The sequence below is a fragment of the Pseudomonas sp. AP42 genome (assembly GCF_001728935.1).
In the GTDB taxonomy this organism is placed as follows: domain Bacteria; phylum Pseudomonadota; class Gammaproteobacteria; order Pseudomonadales; family Pseudomonadaceae; genus Aquipseudomonas; species Aquipseudomonas lactis.
Window position 1 is genome coordinate 1 of record NZ_LYSO01000089.1, and the last position, 25,916, is coordinate 25,916.

At 58.5% G+C, this 25,916-nt stretch carries 19 protein-coding genes; 6 read left to right on the top strand and 13 right to left on the bottom strand.

Annotation, left to right across the window (positions count from 1 at the left end):
• Positions 1–211 precede the first annotated feature (211 nt).
• The 5 genes from A7K61_RS23280 to A7K61_RS23300 are packed head-to-tail and all read right to left on the bottom strand — an operon-like array spanning position 212 to position 5,769.
• The gene (locus A7K61_RS23280; protein WP_069558453.1) at positions 212–985 is read right to left on the bottom strand and encodes an enoyl-CoA hydratase; all 774 of its coding nucleotides are present in this window, start codon (positions 983–985) and stop codon (positions 212–214) included.
• A gap of 11 nt (positions 986–996) precedes the next feature.
• Positions 997–2,124 carry an acyl-CoA dehydrogenase gene (locus tag A7K61_RS23285; protein WP_034135008.1) on the bottom strand — a complete coding sequence of 376 codons (1,128 nt, stop codon included), beginning with the start codon at positions 2,122–2,124 and terminating at the stop codon, positions 997–999.
• A gap of 9 nt (positions 2,125–2,133) precedes the next feature.
• Positions 2,134–3,318, bottom strand: coding sequence for an acetyl-CoA C-acyltransferase (locus tag A7K61_RS23290; protein ID WP_069558454.1), 1,185 nt, complete (start codon positions 3,316–3,318; stop codon positions 2,134–2,136).
• Between the two features lie 12 nt (positions 3,319–3,330).
• On the bottom strand, positions 3,331–4,098 hold the full coding sequence (locus tag A7K61_RS23295; protein ID WP_044273863.1) for an SDR family NAD(P)-dependent oxidoreductase: 768 nt from the start codon (positions 4,096–4,098) through the stop codon (positions 3,331–3,333).
• A gap of 21 nt (positions 4,099–4,119) precedes the next feature.
• Positions 4,120–5,769, bottom strand: a complete 1,650-nt coding sequence (locus tag A7K61_RS23300) for an AMP-binding protein (RefSeq protein ID WP_044273864.1) — start codon at positions 5,767–5,769, stop codon at positions 4,120–4,122.
• A gap of 336 nt (positions 5,770–6,105) precedes the next feature.
• Between A7K61_RS23300 and A7K61_RS23305 the strand changes: the two genes are divergently transcribed.
• The 4 genes from A7K61_RS23305 (at position 6,106) to A7K61_RS23320 (ending at position 11,400) form a co-directional block, all read left to right on the top strand.
• Entirely contained in the window at positions 6,106–6,999 is an 894-nt protein-coding gene (locus A7K61_RS23305) for a bestrophin family protein (protein ID WP_044273865.1), read from the top strand.
• A gap of 70 nt (positions 7,000–7,069) precedes the next feature.
• Positions 7,070–8,128 carry a tetratricopeptide repeat protein gene (locus tag A7K61_RS23310; protein WP_069558455.1) on the top strand — a complete coding sequence of 353 codons (1,059 nt, stop codon included), beginning with the start codon at positions 7,070–7,072 and terminating at the stop codon, positions 8,126–8,128.
• A 102-nt stretch (positions 8,129–8,230) separates the two neighbouring features.
• Positions 8,231–9,730 carry an ATPase domain-containing protein gene (locus A7K61_RS23315; protein WP_032897276.1) on the top strand — a complete coding sequence of 500 codons (1,500 nt, stop codon included), beginning with the start codon at positions 8,231–8,233 and terminating at the stop codon, positions 9,728–9,730.
• Positions 9,730–11,400, top strand: a complete 1,671-nt coding sequence (locus tag A7K61_RS23320; protein WP_047710886.1) for an ATP-binding protein — start codon at positions 9,730–9,732, stop codon at positions 11,398–11,400. The genes A7K61_RS23315 and A7K61_RS23320 overlap by 1 nt, the downstream gene beginning before the upstream one ends.
• 56 nt (positions 11,401–11,456) lie before the next feature.
• Here A7K61_RS23320 and A7K61_RS23325 read toward each other — a convergent pair whose 3' ends face one another.
• From A7K61_RS23325 to A7K61_RS23350, 6 genes are all read right to left on the bottom strand, one after another.
• Positions 11,457–15,296, bottom strand: coding sequence for a hypothetical protein (locus A7K61_RS23325; protein WP_069558456.1), 3,840 nt, complete (start codon positions 15,294–15,296; stop codon positions 11,457–11,459).
• A 360-nt stretch (positions 15,297–15,656) separates the two neighbouring features.
• Positions 15,657–16,034: a response regulator gene (locus A7K61_RS23330; RefSeq protein ID WP_003217591.1), complete on the bottom strand. Its 378-nt coding sequence runs from the start codon at positions 16,032–16,034 to the stop codon at positions 15,657–15,659.
• A gap of 78 nt (positions 16,035–16,112) precedes the next feature.
• A complete protein-coding gene (locus A7K61_RS23335; protein ID WP_047710888.1) occupies positions 16,113–17,306 on the bottom strand; it encodes a hybrid sensor histidine kinase/response regulator in 1,194 nt (397 codons plus the stop codon).
• Positions 17,300–17,899: a chemotaxis protein CheB gene (locus A7K61_RS23340; protein ID WP_047710889.1), complete on the bottom strand. Its 600-nt coding sequence runs from the start codon at positions 17,897–17,899 to the stop codon at positions 17,300–17,302. The genes A7K61_RS23335 and A7K61_RS23340 overlap by 7 nt, the downstream gene beginning before the upstream one ends.
• On the bottom strand, positions 17,896–18,726 hold the full coding sequence (locus A7K61_RS23345) for a protein-glutamate O-methyltransferase CheR (RefSeq protein ID WP_171905487.1): 831 nt from the start codon (positions 18,724–18,726) through the stop codon (positions 17,896–17,898). Before A7K61_RS23345 ends, A7K61_RS23340 begins: the two co-directional genes overlap by 4 nt.
• Positions 18,727–22,224 carry a response regulator gene (locus A7K61_RS23350; RefSeq protein WP_069558457.1) on the bottom strand — a complete coding sequence of 1,166 codons (3,498 nt, stop codon included), beginning with the start codon at positions 22,222–22,224 and terminating at the stop codon, positions 18,727–18,729.
• A 262-nt stretch (positions 22,225–22,486) separates the two neighbouring features.
• Here A7K61_RS23350 and A7K61_RS23355 point away from each other — a divergent pair, with 262 nt between their 5' ends.
• Both A7K61_RS23355 and A7K61_RS23360 read left to right on the top strand, forming a co-directional pair.
• Positions 22,487–22,840 carry a response regulator gene (locus tag A7K61_RS23355; RefSeq protein WP_032897262.1) on the top strand — a complete coding sequence of 118 codons (354 nt, stop codon included), beginning with the start codon at positions 22,487–22,489 and terminating at the stop codon, positions 22,838–22,840.
• 113 nt (positions 22,841–22,953) lie between these two features.
• Positions 22,954–24,354: a DUF1254 domain-containing protein gene (locus A7K61_RS23360; RefSeq protein WP_069558458.1), complete on the top strand. Its 1,401-nt coding sequence runs from the start codon at positions 22,954–22,956 to the stop codon at positions 24,352–24,354.
• A gap of 54 nt (positions 24,355–24,408) precedes the next feature.
• Here the strand turns inward: A7K61_RS23360 and A7K61_RS23365 are convergent, their stop codons facing one another.
• Positions 24,409–25,080, bottom strand: a complete 672-nt coding sequence (locus A7K61_RS23365) for a DUF3313 domain-containing protein (protein WP_032897258.1) — start codon at positions 25,078–25,080, stop codon at positions 24,409–24,411.
• Positions 25,081–25,195: 115 nt separating this feature from the next.
• Positions 25,196–25,916 (bottom strand): M10 family metallopeptidase C-terminal domain-containing protein (locus tag A7K61_RS23370; RefSeq protein ID WP_171905488.1); only part of this gene is annotated, 721 nt, incomplete at its 5' end.

Sequence of the window (25,916 nt, forward strand, 5' to 3'; positions counted from 1 at the left end):
TTACCGCAGCAATGGATATGTACACAATCCAACTGTGTTGACTGTCAGGCCGCCTTCGCGAGCAAGCCCGCTCCCACAGTTGGATTGCGGGGGTATCAGGTAGATAGGTGTCGGCTGTCAGTCCGCCATCGCAGGCAAGCCAGCTCCCACAGTTGGATCGTTGGGGTGTCAGGTAGATAGGCGCCGGCTGGGAGGCCACCCCCCCACCAGGTTACTTATCCTTAAATTCCGGCGCCCGCTTGGCCACAAACGCGGCCATGCCTTCCTTCTGGTCCTGGGTCGCAAACGCCGCATGAAACACCCGACGCTCAAAACGCACGCCTTCAGACAGGCTGACTTCAAACGCACGGTTCACGCTTTCCTTGACCATCATGCTGATCGGCACAGATTTACCGGCGATCAGGGTAGCTACTTTCAGCGCCTCGTCCAGCAACTCATCGGCGGGCACGATGCGCGCCACAACCCCGCAGCGCTCGGCCTCCACCGCGTCGATAAAACGCCCGGTCAGGCACATCTCCATGGCCTTGGCCTTGCCCACCGCACGGGTCAGGCGCTGGGTGCCGCCCATGCCCGGCAGCACGCCCAGGTTGATTTCCGGCTGGCCAAACTTGGCGGTGTCGCCGGCAAGGATAAAGTCGCACATCAAGGCCAGTTCACAGCCGCCGCCCAAGGCAAAACCATTCACGGCGGCAATGATCGGTTTGCGGCGGTTGGCCACGCGGTCGCTGTCGCTGAACAGGTCGTCCATATAGATCTGCGGGTAGGTCAGCTCGGCCATTTCCTTGATGTCGGCACCGGCCGCGAAGGCTTTTTTCGAGCCAGTCAGCACGATGCAGCCAATTTCCGGGTTGGCTTCCAGGCTGTCCAGCGCCTGGTTCAGCTCGCTGACCAGTTGTGCATTCAAGGCGTTCAGTGCGCTGGGGCGGTTAAGCGTGATCAGCCCGACACGGCCCTGAACGTCAAGCAGGATGGTTTCGTAACTCATGTCTCGGCTCCTTAAAGATTGCGTGAGATGACCATGCGTTGAATATCGCTGGTGCCTTCGTAAATCTGGCAGACCCGCACATCACGGTAGATCCGCTCCAGGGGGAAGTCGTTCAGGTAACCGTAACCGCCCAAGGTTTGCAAGGCGGCCGAGCAGACTTTCTCGGCCATTTCCGAGGCAAACAGCTTGGCCATGGACGCCTCCACCAGCGCTGGTTTGCCGCTGTCACGCAGGGCAGCGGCGTAATGCACCATCTGCCGGGCGACGGCGATCTGGGTGGCCATGTCGGCCAGGCGAAAGGCGACGGCTTGGTGTTCGATCAGCGGCTTGCCAAAGCTTTCACGTTCACGGGCATAGTCCCGGGCCGCTTCGAAGGCGGCGCGGGCCATGCCCACTGACTGGGAGGCAATGCCCACGCGGCCGCCTTCCAGGTTGGCCAGGGCGATTTTGTAGCCTTCGCCCTCCTCGCCCAGGCGGTTGGCCACCGGCACTTTCACGTCTTCAAAGAGGATCTGGCAAGTGTCCGAGGCATGTTGCCCCAGCTTGTCTTCCACCCGCGCCACGGTGTAGCCCGGCGAGTCGGTGGGCACGATAAACGCGCTGATTCCGCGCTTGCCCGCAGCCGGGTCGGTGACTGCAAACACAATCACAATCCCGGCGTTTTGCCCGGAGGTGATGAACTGTTTGCAGCCGTTGAGTACATAGTGGTCGCCTTCAAGGCGTGCACGGGTTTTCAGGCTGCTGGCATCGGAACCGGCCTGGGGTTCGGTCAGCGCAAAAGCACCCAGCATAGCGCCGCTGGCCAAGGGCGTGAGGAACTGCTCTTTCTGCTGGTCATTGCCAAATTTGAGGATCGGCACGCAACCCACCGAGTTGTGCACGCTCATGATCGTGGAGCACGCACCGTCGCCCGCGGCGATTTCTTCCAGGGCCATGGCGTAGGCCAGGTAGCCGGTGTCGCAACCGCCCCACTGCTCTGGCACCAGCATGCCGAAAAAGCCCAGTTCGGCCATTTCCGCGATGGCCTCCTTGGGAAAGCGATGCTCGCGGTCCCACTCGGCGGCGAAGGGTTTCAAACGTTCCTGGGCAAATTGCCGGGCGGCGTCGCTGATCTGCAATTGTTCGTCATTGGGCAACATAGGTCATCCTCAATACAGGCATTCAACGGCCATGGCCGTGGCTTCACCGCCGCCAATGCAAATGGCTGCGACGCCACGCTTGAGCCCCTTCTGGCGCAGGGCCGCGAGCAATGTCACCAGGATACGTGCGCCAGAGGCACCAATGGGGTGGCCCAGTGCACAGGCGCCGCCATGCACGTTGACCTTGTCGTGGGGAATCTCCAGCTTGCTCATGGTCACCAGGCTGACCACGGCGAAGGCTTCGTTGATTTCGAACAGGTCCACCTCGTCGAGGCTCCAGCCGGTCTTGCTCATCAGCTTACGGATCGCCCCCACCGGCGCCACCGGAAACAGCCCAGGATCATCGGCAAACGCGGCGTGCCCATGGATCACCGCCAAGGGCTTGAGGCCACGCTTGAGCGCCTCGGACTCACGCATTAGCAACAACGCCGCCGCGCCATCGGAGATCGAGCTGGAGTTGGCTGCTGTCACTGTACCGCCGTCACGGAACGCCGGTTTAAGGCTGGCGATCTTGTCCAGCTTGGCTTTCGGCGGTTGTTCATCATGGAGGATGGTTTTTTGCTCCTTGCCCACGGTGACCTGCACCGGGACGATTTCGCTGGCAAAGCTGCCGTGGGTGATGGCCTCCTGCGCGCGGGTCAGGGAGGCGATGGCAAACGCGTCCTGGGCCTCACGGGTAAAACCATTGTGCTCGGCGCAGTCCTCGGCAAAGGTGCCCATCAGGCGCCCCTTGTCGTAGGCGTCTTCGAGGCCGTCGAGGAACATATGATCAAGCACCTTGCCGTGGCCCATGCGGTAGCCGCTGCGCGCGCGGTCCAACAGGTACGGGGCGTTGGACATGCTTTCCATGCCCCCCGCGATCACCACATCAACGCTGCCAGCGCGCAGCGAATCGTGGGCCAGAATCGTCGCTTCCATGCCGGAGCCGCACATCTTGTTGAGGGTGGTGCAGCGCGTGCCCTTGTCCAACCCGGCACCCAGGGCGGCCTGGCGAGCAGGCGCTTGCCCAAGCCCGGCGGGCAGCACGCAGCCAAACAGCACTTCGTCGACGGCATCGGTGGCGATACCGGCGCGCTCGACCGCCGCACGAATGGCGGCAGCGCCCAGTTGCGGCGCGGTCAGGCTTTTGAGGTCGCCCTGAAACCCGCCCATGGGCGTGCGCACAGCGCTGACAATCACAATAGGGTCGTTCATAGTCATTGCTCCTTATTTGGCGGCCATGCGCAAGGCACCGTCGAGACGGATCACTTCGCCATTGAGCATGCTGTTTTCAATGATGTGGCGTACCAGCGCGGCATATTCGGCGGGTTTGCCCAGGCGTGGCGGGAACGGCACGCCGGCAGCCAGGGACTCACGCACCTCTGGGGTCATGCCGGCCATCATTGGGGTTTCGAAAATGCCCGGTGCGATGGTCATCACGCGGATGCCAAAGCGCGCCAGTTCCCGTGCGGCAGGCAAGGTGAGGCTGGCAATCGCGCCCTTGGAGGCGGCATACGCAGCCTGGCCTATCTGCCCATCGAACGCCGCCACCGAGGCGGTATTGATGATCACGCCACGCTCGCCGTCGGCATTCGCCTCGGTTTCAGCGATCGCCGCAGCGGCCAGACGCAGCAGGTTGAAGCTGCCGATCAGGTTGACGTTGATCACCTGGGCGAAGTTTGCCAGGCCATGCGGGCCATTCTTGCCGAGGATCTTCTCGCCGCGCACCACACCCGCGCAGTTGACCAGGCCATGCAAGCCACCAAAGGCTTCGACCGCTGCCTTCACCGCCGCTTCTGCAGCGGCTTCCTGGCTGATGTCCGCCACGGCACTGCGGGCATTGTCGCCCAGTTGCTGGGCCTTGGCGGCCACGGCGTCGGCGTTCAAGTCCACCAGCATCACCTTGGCACCCGCGGCGATCAGCATTTCAGCGGTGGCCGCGCCGAGGCCCGACGCGCCGCCGCTGACCAGGAATACCTTGTTTTCAATCTGCATCGTTGTTTCCTTTTAAAGAGATCACGCCACGGCCGCCTGGGCCTTGGCTATTTCCTGATTGCGCAAAATAAAGCGTTGCAGCTTGCCGCTCGGGGTCTTGGGCAAGTCGCTGACAAATTCGATTTCCCGTGGGTACGCATGGGCGGCCAGGCGCTGGCGCACATGCAGGCGCAGCTCTTCGGCCAGCTCGGGGGTGGCGCGGTATTGCTCGCTGATCACCACAAAGGCTTTGACCAGCTCGGTGCGCTCCGGGCAAGGCTTACCGACCACCGCCGCCTCGACCACCGCCGGGTGCTCCACCAACGCACTTTCCACATCGAAGGGCCCCACGCGATAGCCGGATGTAGTGATCACGTCGTCACTGCGCCCGACAAAGCTGATGCTGCCGTCCGGGTTCAGCTCCACGGTGTCGCCGCTGAGGTAGTACTTGCCAACGAACGCCTTGGTTTTCACGCCGTCATATCCGGCGAACCAGCACATGGGCGATTGCTCGCGGTCGATGGCCAGGATGCCGGGCTGGCCGGCCGGCAGCTCTTGATGGTCGTCATCCAGCACCACGATGCGATGCCCTGGCGAGGCAAAACCCGCCGAACCCACGTGCACCGGATGCGCCAGGCCGTGGTGGTTGCACAGCACCATACCCAGTTCGGTCTGGCCGTAATGGTCGTGGATGGTCACGCCCAGGTTGTCGGCGAACCAGCGAATCACCTCCGGGTTCAACGGCTCGCCGGCGCTGCTGACGATGCGCAGCTTGCCCTTGATCGAACGCGCGAACTGTTCGCCACCGGCAATCAGCAGGCGATACGCCGTGGGCGAACCGGTCAGGTTGGTGATTGCGTATTTATTGATCACCCGGCAGGTGCTTTCCAGGGTGAACGGGCCATCGTAGAAGGTGATCGGGTGCCCCATGGACAACGGCCCGGTCACGCCGAAATAGATGCCATAGGCCCAGCCAGGGTCAGCGACGTTCCAGAACGCGTCTTCGGGGCGCAAGTCCACAGCGTCGCGCATGTAGCCCTGGAACGCGACGATGGCCTTGAGCGGCACCGACAGCGCCTTGGACGGGCCGGTGGTGCCCGAGGTGAACATCAGCAGGAACGGCTCCTCTGCGCCCAGTAGCACCGGCTCGCAGTGAGAAGAGTAATGGGGCAGTTCGGCCCAGAAGCTGTAATCGCCACGTACGATGCCTTCACCCTTGGCCCCGGCCACCGTGACGATGGTCGGGCAGTCGGCGACCTCAGCCAACTTGGGGCGGTTCACTGCATCGGTGACCACCAGCGCTGCGCCGGAACTGTTCAAGCGGTGTTCAATCGCCTTGGGACCGAACGCGGTAAACAGTGGCTGATAGACCGCGCCGATGCGCCAGGTTGCTAACACCACCACCAGCAATTCGGCGGTACGCGGCAGCAGGCCCGCCACCTTGTCACCGCGCTTGACGCCTCGGGCCAGCAGGAAGTTGGCAAAACGCGCGGCCTGCTCCTGCAGTTCGGTGAAGGTCGAGGTAGCGCTACGCCCGTCCTTGCCTTCCCAGAACAACGCGATACGCCCCGGCAGCGCGTGACGATCACAACACTCCACACAGGCATTGAGCGCTTGCAGATTGCCGGCCAGTGCGGCGTCGACGGTGTGCTGGTAATCAAACTCGTTGGTGGCAGCCAAATACTCACGCATCGCTTTCTATCCTTCTGTGTTTTTATTTTCAGGACATTTTCAACTCGATAAAACCGCTGAAATAGTCGCTCCAGAGCGGCGCAGCGGCAATGGTCAAAGCTTTCAACTTGGCTGACTGGTTTGGCCATGGCTATCTGTAGGAGCGAGCTTGCTCGCGAAAAACTCACAGGCGCCGCGTTTAATCAGGATGCGCGCGTTATCGTTGACGTTTTTCGCGAGCAAGCTCGCTCCTACAAAGAGTCATTGAGTCGACTGATCAGGCGGTCGATCCAAGTGATTGGACGCTCCGGGTGCCAGCTTCTACCCTGATGATCTGCACCGCCACAGAAGCCTGCCATGATCGTTCGCCCCAAACCCAACGTCCTGGGTATCCTGTTCTCCCTCAAAGGCTCCATTGCCAAGCGCATTGCCTGGCGCAGCCTGCTGGTCACGCTGTTGGCCTCGGTCATCGTGCTGGTGGAAACCCTGCACCCCGCCTATTTTTCCAAGGTCAACGCTACGCCCTTCACCTTGCTGGGCCTGTCGCTGTCGATCTTCATGAGTTTTCGCAACAACGCCTGCTACGACCGTTGGTGGGAGGGGCGTAAGCAACTGGGGCAAATGGTCATTGACGTGCGTTCGCTGATTCGCGAGACCCAGGTGCTGGGGGACACCGCCGAGCGTGCTGGCCTGCTGCGCGGCCTATGCGGTTTTGCCCATGGTTTGGTCGCGCATTTGCGTCATGAAGATCAAGCCCGGGCGATACACCCTTGGATCAGCGTGCCAGCGGGCCACCCCAACCTGTCGGACAGCGTGCTGCAAACGGTCGGTGCGCGCTTTTCGGTCCTGGCCCAACAGGGTGTGATCAGCGAATGGCGCTACACCCAGCTGGAAAGCCGGTTGGTCAGCCTGAGCCAGGTGCAGGCGGCGTGTGAGCGGATCAAGACCACGCCACTGCCCTTCCCCTACACCCTGCTGTTGCACCGCACCATCTACCTGTTCTGCATCCTGCTGCCGTTCGCCATGGCTGAGCCACTGGGCTGGTTGACGCCGGTGTTCACTGCGATTGTCAGCTACACCTTCTTTGGCCTGGATGCGATTGGCGACGAATTGGAGGACCCTTTCGGCTTCGACGAAAACGACTTGCCGTGTGACGCCATCCTGCGGACATTGGAGCGTGAGATTCTCGCAGCCCTGGGTGAAGTCAACCTGCCGCCTGCGTTGGAACCAGCGGACTACGTGCTGACCTGACGCGGGTTTGACACTCGCCTCGCACTGACCGAAGCTTGGAACTTTGCTGCCCAAGCTTTCGGACGCCTGCATGTCAAAGTCACGCCGTTACTCCATCATCGGCCTGTGCGCCCTGTTGCTGATCGTACTGATCATCTGGTTTTTCTCCCGCACCCCGACAGTGGCCGTACCCCCGGCCATCGCCCATGGCTACTCCAAGGCCTTGAAGCAAGCGCATAACGGCGAGCCCGGCGCCGCACGTGTGTTGTACCAACAACTGGGCCGGCCAGACCTGTCGCCCGAACGCCGCGCCGCCTTGCATGCTGAATTACCCAATTACCCCAGCCCCCAGGCGCTGAAGTTGGCCGATAAAGACCTGGCCAATGAATCGGCGCTGGTGCGCGAAGCCGCGATTCACAGCATCGTCGGCCTGGTGCCCACCGGCCAACGCACCCTGCTGCTCGGCCCGGTGCTGGATGATCCCGAACAGTCGGTGCGCTTTGCCGCCGCCAACGCCTTGCTCGGCCTGTCTCCCGACACCCTGGGCCTGTACTTTGGCCCGCTGCAGCAGGTGCTCGACGAATTCGTGAAAACCCTCAAGGCCCAACCCGAAACCGCCGAAGGCTGGATTCAATTGGCGCGCCTGTACATCCACAGTGCCCTGCTGCCGGAGGCGCAAAACGCCCTGGAGCAGGCAATGCGTTTGCAGCCGGACAACCTGCAAGCGGTGGTATCGCAAATCGAACTACTGGACAAACAAGGCAAGACCGACGACTCGCGCCAACTGTTGGCCCGGCAACTGGCGGCTCATCCGGAATCGGCCTACCTGCAACATGCATTAGGCATGTGGCTGCTGCACCATGGCGAGCGCCCCTACGCCCTGCTCGGCCTCTCCAAGGCGGTGGAGCTTGAGCCGGACAACCCGGATTATCGCTACGACCTGGCCACGACACTGCACGACCAGGACGAAGTAGAGGCGGCCCAGCGCCAGTTGGAAGAAATCGTCCAGCGTGATCCCGCCAACCGCAAAGCCCGCGTGTTGCTGGTCAACTACTGGAAAGAGACCGGGCAGTTGCAGAACGTCCAGGTGCTGCTCGCCCAACTGGAGCAACAGAACCCGGATGATCCGGCGTTACAGCAGGGCCTGTAATTCTTACAAAACGTTGAACCGCTACGTGCCACTACGGTCAAGTGAATATGGCGCGTCCGAGTCGGCGCGCCCCTCTACTTGTACGTGACCTGAGGGCACTTCTTGAGTACATCCAATCAGCTGTTGAGTGAAAAGGCGGCCACCGGCATCGAAGGTCTTGATGACATTCTTGCCGGCGGGCTATCGCGCAGCCACGTGTTTTTGCTTGAGGGCGAACCCGGCACCGGTAAAACCACCGTGGCCCTGCACTTTCTGCAGGCCGGCGCGCAAAACGGCGAACGTTGCTTGTATATCACCCTGTCCGAAACCGAGCACGAATTGCGCCAGGGCGCCAAATCCCATGGCTGGGACCTCGATGACCATATTCATATCTTCGAACTGACCCCGCCCGAAAGCCTGCTCAACGCCGAACACCAGCAAAGCCTGCTGTACTCCTCCGACCTGGAACTGGGCGAAGCCACCCGCCAGATCTTTGAAGTGGTGGAACGGGTCAAGCCGACCCGCGTGGTGGTCGACAGCCTGTCGGAGATCCGCCTGTTGGCGCAAAGCTCCTTGCGCTATCGCCGGCAGATCCTGGCGATCAAGCACTACTTCGTGCGCTATGACGCCACCGTATTACTGCTGGACGACCTGACCACCGAGTCCCTGGATAAGACCGTGCACAGCGTGGCCCACGGGGTAATTCGCCTGGAGGAACTGACGCCCAACTACGGTGCCGAGCGTCGTCGCATCCGGGTGGTGAAATACCGGGGCCAGAAATACCGTGGCGGCTTTCACGACTTCACCATCATGGGCGACGGCATTCACGTATTCCCGCGCCTGGTGGCGGCTGAGCATCGCGGCGGTTACAACCGTCAAACCTTGAGCAGCGGTATCGAGGAATTGGATTCTCTGCTCGGCGGGGGAATCGAGACCGGCTCCAGCAGCCTGATTCTCGGCCCGGCCGGTACCGGCAAGTCGCTGATCTCGATGATCTTCGCCGCTGCTGCCGTGGCCCGTGGCGAAAAGGCTGCGCTGTTTATCTTCGATGAAGAACTGGGCCTGCTGTTCGAGCGTATGAAGAACATGGGCATCGACCTCGCCGCGTTGCGAGACACCGGCAACCTGCTGATCGAGCAGGTCGACGCCGCCGAACTCTCCCCCGGCGAATTTTCGCACCGGGTACGCCGTTGCGTGGACGAGCGCGGCATCAAGACGGTGGTCATCGACAGTATCAACGGCTACCAGGCCGCCATGCCCGAAGAGAACGCGCTGATCCTGCATATGCATGAACTGTTGCTGTACCTCAACCGCCGCGGGGCTGCCACCTTCATGACGGTGGCCCAGCACGGCCTGGTCGGCGACATGCAGACGCCAGTCGACATCACCTACCTGGCTGACACCGTGATCCTGCTGCGTTATTTCGAGGCTCTGGGCAAAGTTCGCCGGGCCATTTCGATCATCAAGAAGAGAACCGGCTCACATGAGTCGACTATCCGCGAATACCGCATCGGCAGCCGCGGCATGACGGTGGGTGTGCCCCTGGATAACTTCCAGGGTGTGCTGCGCGGCATTCCGACCTATATGGGCGCCGGCTCCCCCCTGCTCAAGGATGAGGGCTAGTGCCGGCCCTTTCTCCTGTCTCCGAGCGCGCCATCGTGCTGGCGCCCATGGGCCGCGACGGCTCATTGGCGCTGATGATGCTAAACGAAGCCGGCTACAGCGGGATCGTCGCCAATAGCCTGGCCGCCCTGTGCGAAGAGCTGACCCAAGGCGCCGGCCTGCTCATCATTGCGGCTGAGGCGCTGCGTGGCGTCGACCTGGAGCCGTTACTTGAGTTGTTGCATCAGCAGCCGGCTTGGTCCGACCTGCCGATCGTGCTGATGACCCAGCATGGCGGCAAAGAGCAGAACGGTTCGACCCGACTGAGCGGCTTGCTGGGTAACGTCACGTTTCTGGAGCGGCCATTCCATCCCATCACCCTGATCAGCCTGGTCAGCGCCGCCCTGCGCGGTCGGCGGCGCCAGTACGAGGCGCGGGACCGCTTGATTGACTTGAGCGAGAGCGAGCTGCGGCTGCAGCGCACCCTGGAAACCCTCGAGCAGCAAGTGGAAGAACGCACCGCCCAACTGCGCCACAACGAAGAAGCCCTGCGTCAGTCGCAGAAAATGGAAGCCGTTGGCCAGTTGACCGGCGGTATCGCCCATGACTTCAACAACATGCTTACCGGCATTATCGGGAGCCTGGAACTGCTGCGCCGACGTGTGGCGCGAGGCAAACTGGATGACCTGGACGGCCTGATCGACCTGGGCGTGACCTCCGCCAACCGCGCGGCCAGCCTCACCCACAGACTGTTGGCGTTCTCCCGTCGACAATCGCTGGACTCCAAACCCGTGCAGATCAACCAGTTGGTCGCGGCCATGGGCGAATTGTTGCAACGCAGCATCAACGAAAGCATCAGCCTGGACATGCGCTTGAGCGACGCCTTGTGGACGGCCGAAGCCGACCCGAACCAGCTCGAAAGCGCCCTGCTCAACCTGGTGATCAACGCGCGCGACGCCATGCCCACCGGTGGCACGCTCACGGTGGAAACCACCAACCGCCACCTCGACAGCGTCTTCACTGCCGCCTACGGCACCCTGACACCGGGCGATTACGTAGAGCTGAGTGTCAGCGACAACGGTTGCGGCATACCGCAGCACTTGATGGGCCGCGTGTTCGATCCTTTTTTCACCACTAAACCCATCGGCCAGGGCACGGGGCTGGGGTTGTCAATGATCTACGGCTTCGCTCGTCAGTCTCGTGGGCATGTGACCATCCACAGCGAAGTCAACAAAGGCACCACGGTCAGCTTGTTCTTACCGCGTTTTATCGGCGAGCCCCAAGCCCAGGAGCCGCTCAACCCGACATTGCTGCCGTTTGCCAATGCAGGGGAAACGGTGTTGATCGTCGAGGATGACCCCGCGGTTCGGGTGCTGGTCAGCGCCGTGCTCAAAGAGCTGGGTTATGGGTTCGTCGAAGCCGCAGACGCGAACACGGCGGTGCCGATCATTGAGTCCGAGCAGCGCATTGACCTGATGATCAGCGATGTCGGGTTACCCGGTATGAATGGCCGGCAATTAGCGGAAATCGGCCGGCAAATTCGCCCTGAACTCAAGGTGTTGTTCATTACCGGGTATGCCGAGCATGCGGCCGTACGTGGAGGGTTCCTGGACCCTGGCATGCAGTTGATCACCAAGCCGTTTACGTTTGATTTATTAACGGCCACAGTACGGGAGATGATTCGGGAGTAAGGGGCCTTTATCAGAACTGACAGCCCTCTCGCTGTGACGAAGGGGCTGATCATCTTTTAGCTTGCCTTAAACTTTACTGGGCGATAATAAAAGGGTATTTCCTTTCCAGACCGAGAGCCGCTAATTCCTTTAGGGCCGGTTTTACTTGTACCAAGGGACAAATTCAGCTGAAGCTGATTGTAGATCCTCTGGTTAATATCAGCGGCTGAAGCCCCGGGACTGGTCAGATTTATATTGGCTTTTAAAGTACCAACGTCTTCAGGCACGACGTACGCACGAACAGGCCCTTGAAACGCCTTGACATCACGCTTTATTAATTTCCCAAAATGGCTCCCAAAAGAATTGGCAGACCCATTGGCTGAGTGACACATCAACAAGCGTACATTGTTGAACTTTTCAGGACTAATGCCCGAAGCGCGAAGGTGCTCCAGCAGATCAGCGGGCGTGTTCTTCTTACCATTGAAAAACATACTCATTGGCTCATCGGTGAGCAGTTGTTTAAAATTCGGATTGACCCCATGGGCACAGATATTAAGTCTCTCCACGCCTTTATATTTATCCACATAGCAAAAAATACCATCGCCGAGCACCTTAAAATCCTTGATTTCGCGCCCCAAGTGTAATGCGTTATCATTGGCCAGGCTTTTTTCCAGGTGATTGGTTTTTTTTCTGCGGCGTACCACTTCGCCGACGCCATCTGCGACATCGTCTGCAGTGCCCACGCTGTCCTCAAAATACCTGGCGGTTTCAGGTGTGAAGTTTTCCAGGGGGTTGCCATAGACTTTGTTCTTGGTTACATCATAAGGTAACCATCTACCAGTCGCCTCATCGAACTTCGCCGCGACGTTCGATATCGGCGCACCGTTGACCGGTTTATAGGTGCCTATTGCAATATCGTGTCTATTGGAGAGCTTAAGTAAATCGACACTGTCGGAGGCCCCTGTCAACCTGCCAAACCACTGACGGCTTTTGGATAGCAGTCCCTCCCTCCCGTTCGTCGTCGACCGAAACAAGTTACCCACGCCGGCTGTCGATTTTCCAGCGGTGAGGTACTTTCCGAAGCGGCTTGACCCCGCGCGAGCCGCTCCACTACCCACCTTTCCTAGCCCTGCGGTGGTAGCGTATAGCACGATATCAAAAATGATATCCGCAGCTGCATCTTTGTAATTCCCGTGTGCCAAATTCCACAACGCAGACCCTCCGGGTATTAAACCCAGTACCAGGTTACGAAAAAACTCCTGTTTTTCTTTTTCTTGATCAAACGTTGTTACTTCGCGAGTGGAGGCCTTCACATCCTCCATGGCGTAGGATCCTATAATGTTTTTGGAGAGCAACATACCCAAAAAATTACTTCGGTCACTGGAAAATGAATCCGGTAGGAAATCTTCGTTATCTGGGACGCCCCGCACATGGGCGGCATCATCAGAGGCCGGATGTTTTTGAATGGTATCAACGGTAAATTTTTTTCCAAGTCCGCCGTACTGGATTTCCGTCTCCGGACCTTGAGGCCCCTCATGGAAGGAGTTCTTCCAATCGTCTCGTTTTCGTAGCTCTTTGCGCTGAGGATCAAACTCATAGTAAGTTTCGACACCGTTACGAACGGTTTTAATAATCAGTGACCTGTCTTCCTGATGCCGCGAAAAACCGTCGGAATGGTGTAGAGTGCCCCCACGACCTGCGAGTGTTTCCGTACGCGTTGTCTGACCTTTTTCATAGATTTCCAAATCGCCCCATTCGATGTTTTTCCGATCTTCCAAGGGTAAGTTGGAAATAAGCTTTTTGGTCACGGTACTCCAGGCCTGCGACAAATCCTCCGCGTACTGATCGAACGCTTGGCTGTGTTTTGTTATTGGATCTGGCATCGTTAAAAGTTGGTTGATGACCGTTTCAGTAATCTTGGGGTTGGTAGAGTACCACCCCACCGTCAACCCTGCTTTTTTTGCCAAAAAAAGGTCCAGCAGTGAATAACTACCTTCCGGATCTAATGTGAGGGATGGGGTTAGTCTATAGCCATCTGTTTGAGTAACATGACTGCGGATACTTTTTTCTTCAAACGGTATGCCCTCACCGAAGTGCGCCTTGAGCTCGGCCAGTGCTATAGAGCGCTGCGTCGGGGGTGAGGACGTCAATACGTCAGCGGCGCTCAATATCTGCTGTTGCTCCTGACGGAATGCCTTCTGGGTTTCTTCCAGCTGTTCAGCGGTAGGCTCCTTTGTTATCGAGAGCTTGCCGTGCGCTTTGCCCCATTCGCGAATCCCAGGCCAGGCCGTCAGCGTTTGAATCTCTTGTTCATGGTCTGTAATAGGGTCAATAGCATCGAAATTAACAATTTCGCTAAAGCTCATTCGTATAGCGGCACCCGGGCTGGTTGCTTCAATCCGGCCTACCGCAGCCTTAAGATTGAGCCAGTTAGCTGAGAGGTAGGTCACGTCGGCGGGAATATCTTTGACACATAGCTCTGGAGCGGCACGACTCAGTAGAAGCATTGCCGCGATTGGAGCGGCCTCTGGTGTGGTTTTGTTTGTCTGCAACAGATGATCGATCAGCCCTTGCTTGATGACGGACAAGGGCTGGTTATTGAACTCAGGCGCGGTGAGATTAAACCCGGCAATGTGATCGGGTTTTGCCTCAACCAGACTTTGTGAGTCCAGTGTCACAGCCAACACCGTCAACAATACTTCCCGTGGTGTGGAGTGTTGCGCCACCTGCCCCATTCGCTTTTTCAGCTCTATGCCTAATTCTTGGCCCAGACCGCTATTGAGGATCCATTGTACGGTGGCGACTGGATCCCCTTGATTGAGTACGGGCCGGGGGACCTGTTTTACCAATGCCCCCAACACATCAGCACTGCCAAGCCGAGCGTCGCTGCTCAAACCAGGCAATGGCGGCTGGTTGTCAATGACTATGCGCACAAGTTCAGACTGGTCCTCGATGGACATTGGCATGGGCCATGCCAATGCACCGGCAAAGTTTCCGTCGGTTGTTTGAGGCAATGCAGGGGAGCCCAGAACATGGATCAGATTTTTCAGTTCGTCCACATTGTTTGGCACGTGCCAGCCATTTGCATGAAGCAGGTCTTGCAGACTGGCGTCGGTTTGTTGCGTTTCTTGTTGGTAGGTTGAGTCTGGGTGGGTCGAGACCCGTGTATCGGCCAGATACCTGGCAAGGAATTCAGGATGGGCCTGGCTAAATTTCTTCATTTTCTCAAGCAACGCGAATTTGTTGACGCTATCGCCTAGCTCGCGCTTTTGCTGTTCCAGTATCTCGGGCGATTGAGCGACAAGATCAACATAAGTATCAGCGCCCAACACATCGAATTCCTGGTTATGTTCAAGCTGCGTGGCCCGGGAGAGCACTTCTTCTTTTCTGTAAGGCAGCAGTACCTCACCGTAAAAACGAGCAATCAGAATCAACGGCGCCTGCTGTGGGCGAGTTGGCGCGTCAACGATGGAAGCCCCCAACGCTTTCACGGCCACCATGATCGGCCCCGTAGCCTCCCGCCAGCCGGGGCCTTGTTCCGAACCGCGCAATTCAGTACGTTCGCCATTGATCGTAACGGTCAGTACGTCACTGTGAGGGTTGACGGTGATGGCTTGTGAGGTATCGATATTCTTCGATTTCGCCCATTCCAAGAACGCCGGACTATGTGTAACGTTGTACAGTTGCTGCCACCACGCGCCAAACCGCGAGTCATTAGGAATATCGTCAATTGTTTCATCGCCCGTATTTGTCTGCGTTGCTTGGCGTATAGCACTCGCATAAAGCTCCAACAGCCGCTTATCGCCAGTTGCTCCGGTGGCTTGGGCTTGTTGTATGGGCGCCTCGATAGAAAGCGGCCGCGAGTTCGTCACCGGATCAGACAGGCGGTTGCTTGAGGAAATATTGGATAGGGTCATGGGTCAACCTTCTGAAAGTCAATTAATCTCGTCGGTGATGAATGTGGCTCAACACCGACGAGATTAATGGGCTGAATCTGTCAGAAGGTTCCAGCTAGAACATATAAAGCAACGATATTTCGACACCGCCTTGGCAAAAGGCATTCATAACTGGCTGAAATATACTTTCGTGACATTATCCAAATTGTTACAACTTTCTTCGTCTAAAAACCAAGATGGATACGAATGTTGCCACTATCTTCTTGCTTGAGTCAGTCTTTCCTCGGATGAGCAGAGTTGCTCAACCTGAAGCCCTTACTCCATCGACTGATGTTGGACTTATCCGCGAGGATTTCCCCCGCGGTAGCTGACGTTGAGAACTTAGGCAAGCAATCGCTGGATATGCTCCTGCAACGTATCCAAATCAAACGGCTTGGCCAGGATGGGCGCATTGCGCGTGATCGGGCTGTTGCAGTCGAGAATCTCCTGCGGGTAACCGCTGATAAAGATCACTTTCAGTTCCGGACGCAGCTTGATTGCAGGCTCGGCAATCTGCACGCCGGAAATCCCACCCGGCAGGCGATAATCGGTGACCATCAAGTCCAGGTGCGGCTTGGTCGCAAGGATTTCGAAGGCCTGCTCCCCGTCGATCGCCTTCAAGACCCGGTAGCCCAAGCCTGCCAGGTACTCGCCCAGCACAAACATAATGGATTCGTCGTCCTCGACGATCAGTACGACATCTTGTGCATCTTCACTCATGGGAAGCCTTTGTCCGGTCAATTGCTGCAGTTACGACCATGGGGTCACGCAGAGGTTGCGTTGGGGCGACGATTGATTTCACTCGGCCACTTCCAGGGGCAGGCACACCCGGAACAGGGCGCCCTCACCTATCTGGCTCTCGACCTCAATCGTGCCGCCATGGGCCGCCACGATCTGCTCGGAAATAAACAGGCCCAGGCCCAGACCGGCGGCGGAATGGTTGGCCGAAACCCGCTCGAACTGCTGGAAAATACGCTTCTGGTTCTCCTCGCTGATACCAATGCCATGGTCGCGCACCTCTACCCGCGCTTCGCCATGCTCGGTATACACCCGCACCTGCACCGGGCTCTTGGCCCCGTAGCGCAAGGCGTTGGTCAACAGATTGGTGATCACCTGCTCGATGCGGAACTCATCCCAACAGCCTTCCACCGGGCTCTCGGCCTGCAATTGCATGGACGACTCGGCGGCGGCCACTTGCGGCGCGAAGTTATCGACCAGGTTGCGCACCAGTTGCGCCAGGTCGATGGGTGCCGGGCGAATCGACAGTTTGCCGGTGCGGATACGCGACACGTCGAGCATGTCTTCGATCAGGCGGATCAGGCTCTGGATCTGGCGCTCATCGCGGTCAACCATGGCGTGCATCTTGTCCAGGGTAAACGCCGCCGCATTGTCTCGGGCCAGGTGCATCTTGCGCAGTTGGGTCTCCAGGATCAGCCCGTTGAGAGGCGTACGCACTTCATGGGCGACAATCGACATGAAGTCGTCTCGCATGCGCACCGCTTGTTCCAGCTCGGCCTGGGTGGCTTGCAGGCGCGTGAGCAGCAACTCCTGCTCGCGACGGCTGCGCTCCAGCTCCTCGACTTGCAGCTTCATCGCCTTGCTTTGGCGATACAGGTCGACGAACACGTTGACCTTGCTCTTGACCGCATGAATATCCAGCGGCTTGTGCAGGAAGTCCACGGCGCCGCTTTCGTAGCCTTTGAAGGCGTAGTTGAGTTCGCGACCAGCGGCGCTGACGAACACGATGGGGATGTTCTTGGTCTTTTCAGTGCCGCGCATCAGTTCGGCCAGTTCGAAACCGTTCATGCCAGGCATCTGCACGTCGAGGATCGCCATGGCGAATTCATGTTCCAGCAACAGGGACAACGCCTCGTCGGCACTCAATGCCTTGAAGACCTGGCGATCCTCACGCTTGATCAGCGCCTCGAGGGCCAGCAGGTTTTCCGGCAGATCATCAACGATCAGCAGTTTGGCCTGGACAGTACTTAACATGGGGAAGGTTCCAGGGAAGCCAGCAATGAGCCGATTCGGCTCAAGGAAAGAATATAGTCCGGTGTGTGCAAGGCCAGGGCCGCCAGGGGCATGACGGCAATGCGTGCCTCTTGTGGGTCCTGCACGATGGTAATGCCACCCGATTGCTTGACGTGAGCCAGGCCGCTTGCGCCGTCCTGGTTGGCGCCGGTCAACAAAATGGCGAGCAGGCGGGGCCCATACACATCGGCCGCCGAGGAAAACAGGTAGTCGATGGCGGGTCGGGAATGGTGCACCCGGTCTTCCTGGCTCAGGGACAGGCTGCGATCCTGCTCGACCGACAGGTGATAACCAGGCCCGGCAAAGTACAAGGTACCCGCCTCTACGGCTTCTTTGTCCCGGGCCTCCTTGACCGGGATGTTCAGGCGCCGCGCAAAGACTTCCGCCAGCTGGCTGCGGCGCTCGTCCGGCAGGTGCAGCACGGCAATGATCGGCAGGCCGAAGGTACTCGGCAGCTGGCCGAAAATACTCAGCAACGCCTCAACGCCGCCGGCGGAAGCGCCGACGACGATGGCTTCGATCCCGCGAATCGGGGTGTCTGGCGCGTCGCTCATGATTTTCGGTAGATCCGTTCCTGCTTGACCAAGGGCTCGAATTGCTTGCTGTAGGCGGAAAAATCCAGGGTTTCCTTGCTGCCCAGCACCAGAAAGCCGCGATGACACAGCGACTCATGAAACAAGCCAAACGCTCGATCTTGCAATTTTTTATTGAAATAAATCAATACGTTACGACATGAAATTAATTGAGTTTCTGAAAATACGCTGTCGGTCGCCAGGCTGTGGTCGGCAAAGGTCACGTTCTCGCGCAATGTCTTGTCGAAGATCGCGTAATCGTAAGCCGCTGTGTAGTAGTCGGCAAATGAACGTTGCCCGCCGGCCTGCTGATAATTGGCGGTATAGGCGCGCACGTTCTCCAGGGAAAAGATGCCCTGCTTGGCTTTTTCCAGCGACGCCGGGTTGATGTCCGTGGCGTAGATGATGGTGCGCTCCAGCAAGCCTTCTTCACGCAGCAGGATGGCCATGGAGTACACCTCCTCGCCCGTGCTGCAGCCAGCGATCCAGATCTTGATCGACGGGTAGGTCTTGAGCAACGGCACCACTTCCTGGCGAATCGCGAGGAAGTGCGACGGGTCGCGAAACATCTCGCTCACCGGGATGGTCAAGAACTGCAGCAACTGCATGAACGCGGCCGGGTCGTGCAACACGCGCTCTTGCAGTGCGGAGATGGTCGCGCAGTCGAACTGGCGCAAGGCATGGGCCACACGGCGTTTGACCGACGCGCCCGAGTAGTCGCGAAAGTCATAGCTGTACTTGAGGTAAATCGCCTCGATCAACAGGCGCAGCTCAATATCGCTGCTTTTATCCAAGAAACACTGCTCCACTTAAATGCGTTCCATCTTCGGTAGCCATACGCGAATCAGTGAGAACAGGCGGTCCAGGTCAATCGGCTTGGCCAGGTAATCGTTTGAGCCTGCTGCCAGGCAACGTTCCTGATCGTCCTTCATGGCCTTGGCCGTCACGGCAATGATTGGCAGTTTTTTCCAGCGTGGGTCCTGGCGGATCAAGGCCGTGGCCTCGTAACCGTCCATCTCCGGCATCATCACGTCCATCAGCACCAGGTCGATATCGTCCACTTCATTGAGTCTGTCGATGGCTTCCTGGCCGTTACGCCCGATCACCACCACGGCACCTTTGTGCTCCAGGGCGCTGGTCAGGGCGAAGATATTGCGCACATCGTCGTCCACCAGCAGGATTTTGCGCCCTTCGAAGACCTTGTCGCGGCTGCGGGCGGTCTTGAGCATCTTCTGGCGGTCATGGGACAACTGGGATTCGACTTTGTGCAGAAACAGCGTGACTTCATCGAGCAGGCGCTCGGGCGAGCGCGCGCCCTTGATGATGATCGAGCGTGAATACTTGCGCAGTTCGGCCTCTTCGTCCCGGGTCAGATTGCGCCCGGTGTAGACGATCACCGGCGGGAACGAGCAGATATCCTCGGTGGCCATGCGCTTGAGCAACTCGTTGCCGAGCATGTCCGGTAGCTTGAGGTCGATGATCATGCAGTCGTAGATATTGCTGCGCAGCAGGTCGAGCGCCTCCTGGGCAAAGCCTACGGCGGTGATCTCGATGTCATCGTCGCCGATCAGGCGGGCAATGCTATCGCGCTGCAGGTCATCGTCTTCCACCAGCAGGATGCGCTTGACCTTCTGGGTCAACTTGGCTTCCAGGCGTGCGAACACGTCCTTGAGCTCTTCGCGGGTGGTGGGCTTGACGGCATAACCGATGGCGCCCATGTGCATGGCGGCTTCGACGCGGTCTTCCACGGAAATCACGTGCACCGGGATGTGGCGCGTGTTGGCGTGTTCCTTGAGGCGCTGCAGCACGGTCAGCCCGGAATGGTCGGGCAGGCGCATATCCAGCAGGATGGCGTCGGGGATGTACTGCTCGGCAAGGCTGTAGCCCTCGTCGGCACCGTGGGCGACCAGGCAGTGGTAACCCAGCTCGTGGGCAAGGTCGAACAGAATGCGCGCAAAATTCGGCTCATCTTCCACCACCAAAATGCAGCGGGTGCTGAACGGCGCCTTTTCGCGGTCGTCGGCAAAGCGTGGGATCAGCTTGGCGTCGGCCACCGGCAATGGCGACACCTTGACGGGCGCCGGTGCCGGCGCGACCACCACTTGGCGCGGGGGCTCGATCGGCGCCGCGTCCTCGTCGCGTTCGACGTACTGTTCGGGCAATACCAGCGTGAAAATACTGCCTTTGCCCGGCTCGCTGGTCACGCTGATATAGCCGCCCAGCAAGGTGGCCAGGTCACGGGAGATCGACAAGCCCAGGCCCGTACCGCCGTAACGGCGATTGGTGGTGCCGTCGGCCTGGCGGAAGGCTTCGAAAATGCTTTCCTGTTGGTCCGGGGCGATACCAATGCCGGAATCGCGCACCGTGAAGGCAATGCCCTCCCCCGGCGCACGGGACACCGACAAGCTGACCTCGCCCTGTTCAGTGAACTTGATGGCGTTGGACAACAGGTTCTTGAGGATCTGCTCCAGACGCTGGCGATCGGTAAACAGCAGGGTTGGAGAGCCTTGCTGCACGTCCACCTGGAAGCCCAGTTTGCGGTCCATTGCCAGCGGCTCGAACATGCCGCGCAGGCCATCCACCAGGCGCTCGACGCTGGCGTTTTCCGGGCGTACTTCCAGCTTGCCGGCTTCGACCTTGGAAATATCCAGGATGTCGTTGATCAGGTTGAGCAAATCATTGCCGGCCGAATAGATCGACTCAGCAAACTTGACCTGCTCGGCACTGAGGTTTTCCTGGGGGTTATCTGCCAGCAGTTTGGCCAGGATCAGCGAGCTGTTCAGCGGTGTGCGCAGCTCGTGGGACATGTTGGCCAGGAATTCGGACTTGTACTTGCTGGAACGCTGCAGCTCATCGGCGCGGTCTTCCAGCTCCAGTTGGGCCTGGTTCAGTTCGATGTTCTTGCGGTCCATGGCGTCGCGCTGTTCGGCCAGGGTCTGGGTCTGTTCGGCCAGTTGCTCGTTGGTCTGCTCCAGCTCGGCCTGTTGAGTTTCCAAGTGGGCCTGGGACTCCTTGAGGATGCGCGACTGCTCTTCCAACTCTTCGTTGGCGGTCTTGAGTTCTTCCTGCTGCACTTGCAGTTCTTCGTTGAGCTGCTGGGTCTCGGCCAGCACTTCCTGCAAGCGCTGGCGATAGCGCGCGGCTTCGATGGAGGTGCCGATATTGCCGGCGATCAGTTCCAGCAGTTCAATATCACGCTCATCCAGCGGGCGCAGGAAACCCAGCTCGACCACACCGTTGACGCGGTCGTCATCGCTGGTGGGTACCACCAATACGCTGCGGGTGGCGCCCTCGCCCAGTCCCGAGCTGACCTTGAAGTAATCCACCGGCACATCGTCCAGGCGAATCAGGCGATCCAGTTGGGCGGCCTGCCCGACGATGCCCTCATCACTGTAGATCGACTGTTCCAGCTGTTCCTGCTCGCGTGAAAAGCCATAAGTGGCCACGCGCTTGAGGCCGCCGTGTTCTTCGCGCACGTACAGCGCCGCGACGGCAGAGCCCATGTATTGAGCGAAGAACTGCAGGATATTGCGCCCCAGCATATTCAGGGTCAGTTGGCCCAGCACTTGCTCGGCCAGCTCGGTCTGGCCATTGCGCAGCCAGGCGGTTTGCTCCAGGCGCCGTGCAATCTTCTGTTGTGACGCGATGTTTGCACTGTAACTCTTTGAAAGCGAGATTAAATTCTTCCGGCCAATGTAGGCCAGAAACCCACTCAGCCCCAGTACAAACAGCAAATACAGCGTGACACTGATCACCGTCGTGCGGGTGACCTCGGCATTACGGGTGATACGGAACTGCTGTTCCATCGCCACCGCGTCTTCGTATTCCTTGCGAATCTCATCGGTAAGCCGTTTGCCCCGGCCCGCCTTGACAGCGCCCCGGTAATCGCCGCTGTTGCGCTGCAATTCAATCATCGATTGCGCGTAGTTGTTCCATTCGGTCTGCAAGGTTTCCAAGCGCTTGAGCCGGTCAACCTGCTGCGGGTTGTCGGCTACCAGGTCCTGCAGGTTGCGCAGGTCGGCAATGATCCGCGGCTTGGCCACTTCGTACGGGTCAAGGAAATGCTCGTCACCCGTGATCAGGAACCCGCGCATACCTGTTTCCAGGTCAACCGTCAGTTTGGACGTCTCATTGAGGTTGTTAATGACGCGGTCGGTGTGCTCCACCCACTGGATCACCGAAAGCAAATAGGTAATCAGGCAGACGAAAAACACCGCGCTGAGCACGCCCACGCCCAAAGGCAGGGCCACGTTGCGGCTCAGCAGGGTACGAAAGCTTTTTTCATCGACGGACGACGCGGGTGTCATGGGCATGCCTTGGCCAAATGCGGAAAAGCCGCAAGTTTGCCCGAACAACCTGGCGAAAAGCTATGTTTGTGCGTTGATTGGCTGCGGATGCGGTCAAGCGCGTGGCGCCGGTACCTTTGTGAGTCAGTACGCAAGCTGACGGGACTTTTTGCGCCGCTAAGGTCACAATGCCAGCAATTGCTTCGGAACTTGCTGGCATTGTTATCACTCACAATCTTGTTGCCTTTAAGCCCAGCGCCCTCACTGTTCAGGAAAGTTCACTATGTCCCACGCCTCCACCATCCTTGTAGTCGAAGACGACGCCATCGTGCGCATGCTGATCGTCGATGTCCTCGAAGAGTTGGAGTTCAGGGTGCTTGAAGCCGCAGACGCTGAGCAAGCGTTGGAAGTGGTGAAAGATACTGCCCAGATCATCGACCTGATGATGACCGACGTCGGCCTGCCCGACATGGACGGTAAACAACTGGCAACCAAAGCTCGCGAACTGCGCGCCACCCTGCCGATTCTGTTTGCCAGCGGCTATGCCGAAAATATTGATGTACCCGCCGGTATGCAGGTGATTGGCAAGCCGTTCTCGATCGATCAATTGCGTGACAAAGTCAAATCCATGCTGTAACGCCCCTCCCCCGCGTCCTTTGCAGAGATTAACGTGACGTCCGGCCAATAAAACAGGAAACTCAGCGCCTTCACGCCACGCTCTCAAATAGCATTCAGGAAGGACGCAACAACATGATTGGAAAACCGACGCGCCTGCTGTTGGCGAGCCTCTCGATTTTCATGAGCTCCGGCGCCTGGGCTGACTTCACTGCAACCCCCAGCGAAGCCCGGGCCATCGCCAAGGAAGCCTACCTGTACGGCTTCCCCGTGGTGCAGATGTACAAGACGCTCTACACCCAGGCCGTTGATAAAGGCGGTGCCCACTTCAAGGCGCCCTTCAACCGTATCGACAACAGCGCCCAGGTGCTTACCCCCAAGGACAACGCAGTTACCACCCCGAACGTCGACACGCCCTACTCGTTCGTGTGGATGGACCTGCGCAAAGAACCTTTGGTGCTGACCCTGCCCAAGATTGAAGACAACCGTTACTACTCAGTGCAGTTGATCGACCTCTATACGCAGAATTTCGCTTACCTGGGTACCCGCAGTACCGGCAATAACGGCGGTCACTACATGATCGCCGGGCCTGACTGGAAAGGTCAGCAGCCGGTGGACATCGACCGTGTGGTCTACAGTGAAAGCAACATCGCCTACGCCCTTTACCGTACGCAGCTGTTTGATGACAAAGACTTGGGCAAGCTCAAGCAGATCCAGAGCGGCTACAAGGTCCAGGCGCTGAGCAGTTATGTGAAGCAACCCGCGCCCGCTAATGTGCCGAAGATCCAATGGCCCAAGCCGATGGCGACCATGACCGAAGGCCCGCAACTGTTTCGCTACCTGAATTTCATGCTGGCCTTTGCCGCGCCCCAGGACGGTGAAAAAGACCTGCTGGCGCGCTTTGCCAAGATCGGTATCGCCCCGGGCGCGCCGTTCAAGGTGAACCAGTTGACTGCCGAGCAGCGCAAGGCCCTGGAGGACGGCATCGCCGATGGCCGCGCCGAATTCGCCGGGTTCAAGAAGGCCAAGATCGATACCCACCAAGTGACCGGCGCTGACCTGTACGGCAGCCGCGACCACCTGCAAAACAACTACCTGTACCGCTACGCCGGTGCCGAGTTGGGAATGTTCGGCAACTCCAGTGATGAAGCTGCGCACTTGAGCTACGTCATCGACAGCGAGGGCAAGCCGGCCAATGGTGCGCGCCACAGCTACACCGTGCATTTTGCCAAGGACCAGTTACCGCCGGCCGATGCGTTCTGGTCGCTGACGATGTACGACGCCAAGACTAAATCGCTGGTGCCCAACCACAAGAAGCGCTACCTGATCAATTCGCAGATGCTGCCAACCCTCAAGCTTGACGCCGATGGTGGCTTGACCCTGGCGCTGCAACACCACGAGCCTCCCAAGGCTGAGCAGAGCAACTGGTTGCCGGCCCCGCCCGGCCCGTTTTATGCGGTATTGCGCATTTACCTGCCCAAGCCTGAAGTCGCCAGCGGCCAGTGGAAGCTACCAGCGTTGACGCCGCTTAAATAATCACGGCGAATAAAAAAGCGCGGCGGGCGATAACCCGCCGCGCTTTTTTTTGACTCAGTGTTTTTTCAGTTTCACGTAAGACTGGTGCAGGTCCGACGCCCAGCCGTCGATGACGCTTTTCACATCGTCGGCCTTCATCACCTGGGAGTCATTGGCCAGCGGCTTGCCGGTGCCTTTGCGCACCACTTGGGCCAGTACTTTATTGGTAGCGCCATCGAGGAACTGCGCCTCGGTGCCCAGGGTGGTTTCCTGGTCGCGAATGCCGGTGCCGGTGCTCACTGCCGCGGCCACCAGGGCGACGGGAATAAACTCATAAGGCTTGAGGCTTTCGGTCTTGCTGCTCACGGCGGTAATCGCCGCCCTTACCACGATCACCCCTGGGCCTGGGGCATTGGCCACGGGCAGTGACTGGGCCAGCTCGCGCTTGAGCGCCTGGTTGTAATAGTCGTTGATGCCGCGCAACGTGCTCTCGGGAATCCGGGAGGTGGCCTGGGGCTTGGGGTAGAACTGGGTAGGCTCGATGTACACCGCCGTGTAGCGGCTCAAGTCCAGTTGTGGATCAACCCAGCGCATCACCTCTGCCCCAGACGGTGACTTGGCTTCCTTGAGCTGGCTGTAGTTGGAGAGGAACCCTGAGTATTCATTCGGTTGCACCACCTTGCTCGCGCAACCGGCCAAACCGAGCGAGGCAACGCACAGTGTGCCGATCATTAGCCTTAGCTTCATTAGTGAACTCCCTGGCGACCATCATCGTAAGAATGAGTTATAGGTATAGCCAATACTTGGGCAGCGCACCTAATTTCGCTCGGAGCACGCCAATACATGCGTCAACACATTCAGGTCAAGGATGGAAATCGGAACGCACGATTCGCCCACTTATACTCATCATGAAGTCGTCTTTTTTGTCGCCATCGAAATCGAAACGCAACAAGGTCAGATGATGGCTGCGATAATATTCCTGGGTGACAGTGAGTCGTGGGTGAGCAGCGCGCAGGGCTGAAATATCCAATTTATCCTTGCCGCTGACAAAATCCGTTATAGCTGTGTTTTCAAAGCTGGCGGATGAGTCGTTCGCGCCGATAACGAAGGTATTTTTACCAGGCCCGCCTGACAGCCTGTTAAAGCCAGAGTTCGCCTTGACATAAAGAATGTCATCGCCCTTGCCGCCCTCCAGTTCGTTATCCGAGTCATTCCCAATAAGAATGTCGTTGCCAGCACCGCCAATAGCCCGTTCGATGGTGACGCCGTTGGCGATCGAGACGTTGCCTATGCCTCCCCCTACATTCGAGAAGCTGCCCGATCTCAAATTGATAACCTGATCTTGCTTGAATGCGGAAAAATCGAATGTGTCTCTACCTCCGGCGTCCCACACACAAAACACCGGTAAATCATCGGCCGACTCCAATTTGAATACTTCACGATCGGCATTTGAATTGAATCCATACGTCGTATCTGCCGTACGCGTTTGGAGGTTCGCCCCGAATTTATCTTGCATGACGGCGATATCATCCATCATCGGTGTACTTGAATATTGATTGTCTTGGCCATGCGATTTATTAAAG

Excerpts from the sequence above, each read along its gene's own strand:
- A7K61_RS23280 (WP_069558453.1), bottom strand. The coding sequence starts at position 985 with ATGAGTTACGAAACCATCCTGCTTGACGTTCAGGGCCGTGTCGGGCTG.
- A7K61_RS23285 (WP_034135008.1), bottom strand. The coding sequence starts at position 2,124 with ATGTTGCCCAATGACGAACAATTGCAGATCAGCGACGCCGCCCGGCAA.
- A7K61_RS23305 (WP_044273865.1), top strand. The coding sequence starts at position 6,106 with ATGATCGTTCGCCCCAAACCCAACGTCCTGGGTATCCTGTTCTCCCTC.
- A7K61_RS23330 (WP_003217591.1), bottom strand. The coding sequence starts at position 16,034 with ATGAGTGAAGATGCACAAGATGTCGTACTGATCGTCGAGGACGACGAA.
- A7K61_RS23340 (WP_047710889.1), bottom strand. The coding sequence starts at position 17,899 with ATGAGCGACGCGCCAGACACCCCGATTCGCGGGATCGAAGCCATCGTC.
- A7K61_RS23350 (WP_069558457.1), bottom strand. The coding sequence starts at position 22,224 with ATGACACCCGCGTCGTCCGTCGATGAAAAAAGCTTTCGTACCCTGCTG.
- A7K61_RS23360 (WP_069558458.1), top strand. The coding sequence starts at position 22,954 with ATGATTGGAAAACCGACGCGCCTGCTGTTGGCGAGCCTCTCGATTTTC.
- A7K61_RS23295 (WP_044273863.1), bottom strand. The coding sequence starts at position 4,098 with ATGCAGATTGAAAACAAGGTATTCCTGGTCAGCGGCGGCGCGTCGGGC.
- A7K61_RS23365 (WP_032897258.1), bottom strand. The coding sequence starts at position 25,080 with ATGAAGCTAAGGCTAATGATCGGCACACTGTGCGTTGCCTCGCTCGGT.
- A7K61_RS23335 (WP_047710888.1), bottom strand. The coding sequence starts at position 17,306 with ATGTTAAGTACTGTCCAGGCCAAACTGCTGATCGTTGATGATCTGCCG.
- A7K61_RS23310 (WP_069558455.1), top strand. The coding sequence starts at position 7,070 with ATGTCAAAGTCACGCCGTTACTCCATCATCGGCCTGTGCGCCCTGTTG.
- A7K61_RS23325 (WP_069558456.1), bottom strand. The coding sequence starts at position 15,296 with ATGACCCTATCCAATATTTCCTCAAGCAACCGCCTGTCTGATCCGGTG.
- A7K61_RS23290 (WP_069558454.1), bottom strand. The coding sequence starts at position 3,318 with ATGAACGACCCTATTGTGATTGTCAGCGCTGTGCGCACGCCCATGGGC.
- A7K61_RS23300 (WP_044273864.1), bottom strand. The coding sequence starts at position 5,769 with ATGCGTGAGTATTTGGCTGCCACCAACGAGTTTGATTACCAGCACACC.
- A7K61_RS23355 (WP_032897262.1), top strand. The coding sequence starts at position 22,487 with ATGTCCCACGCCTCCACCATCCTTGTAGTCGAAGACGACGCCATCGTG.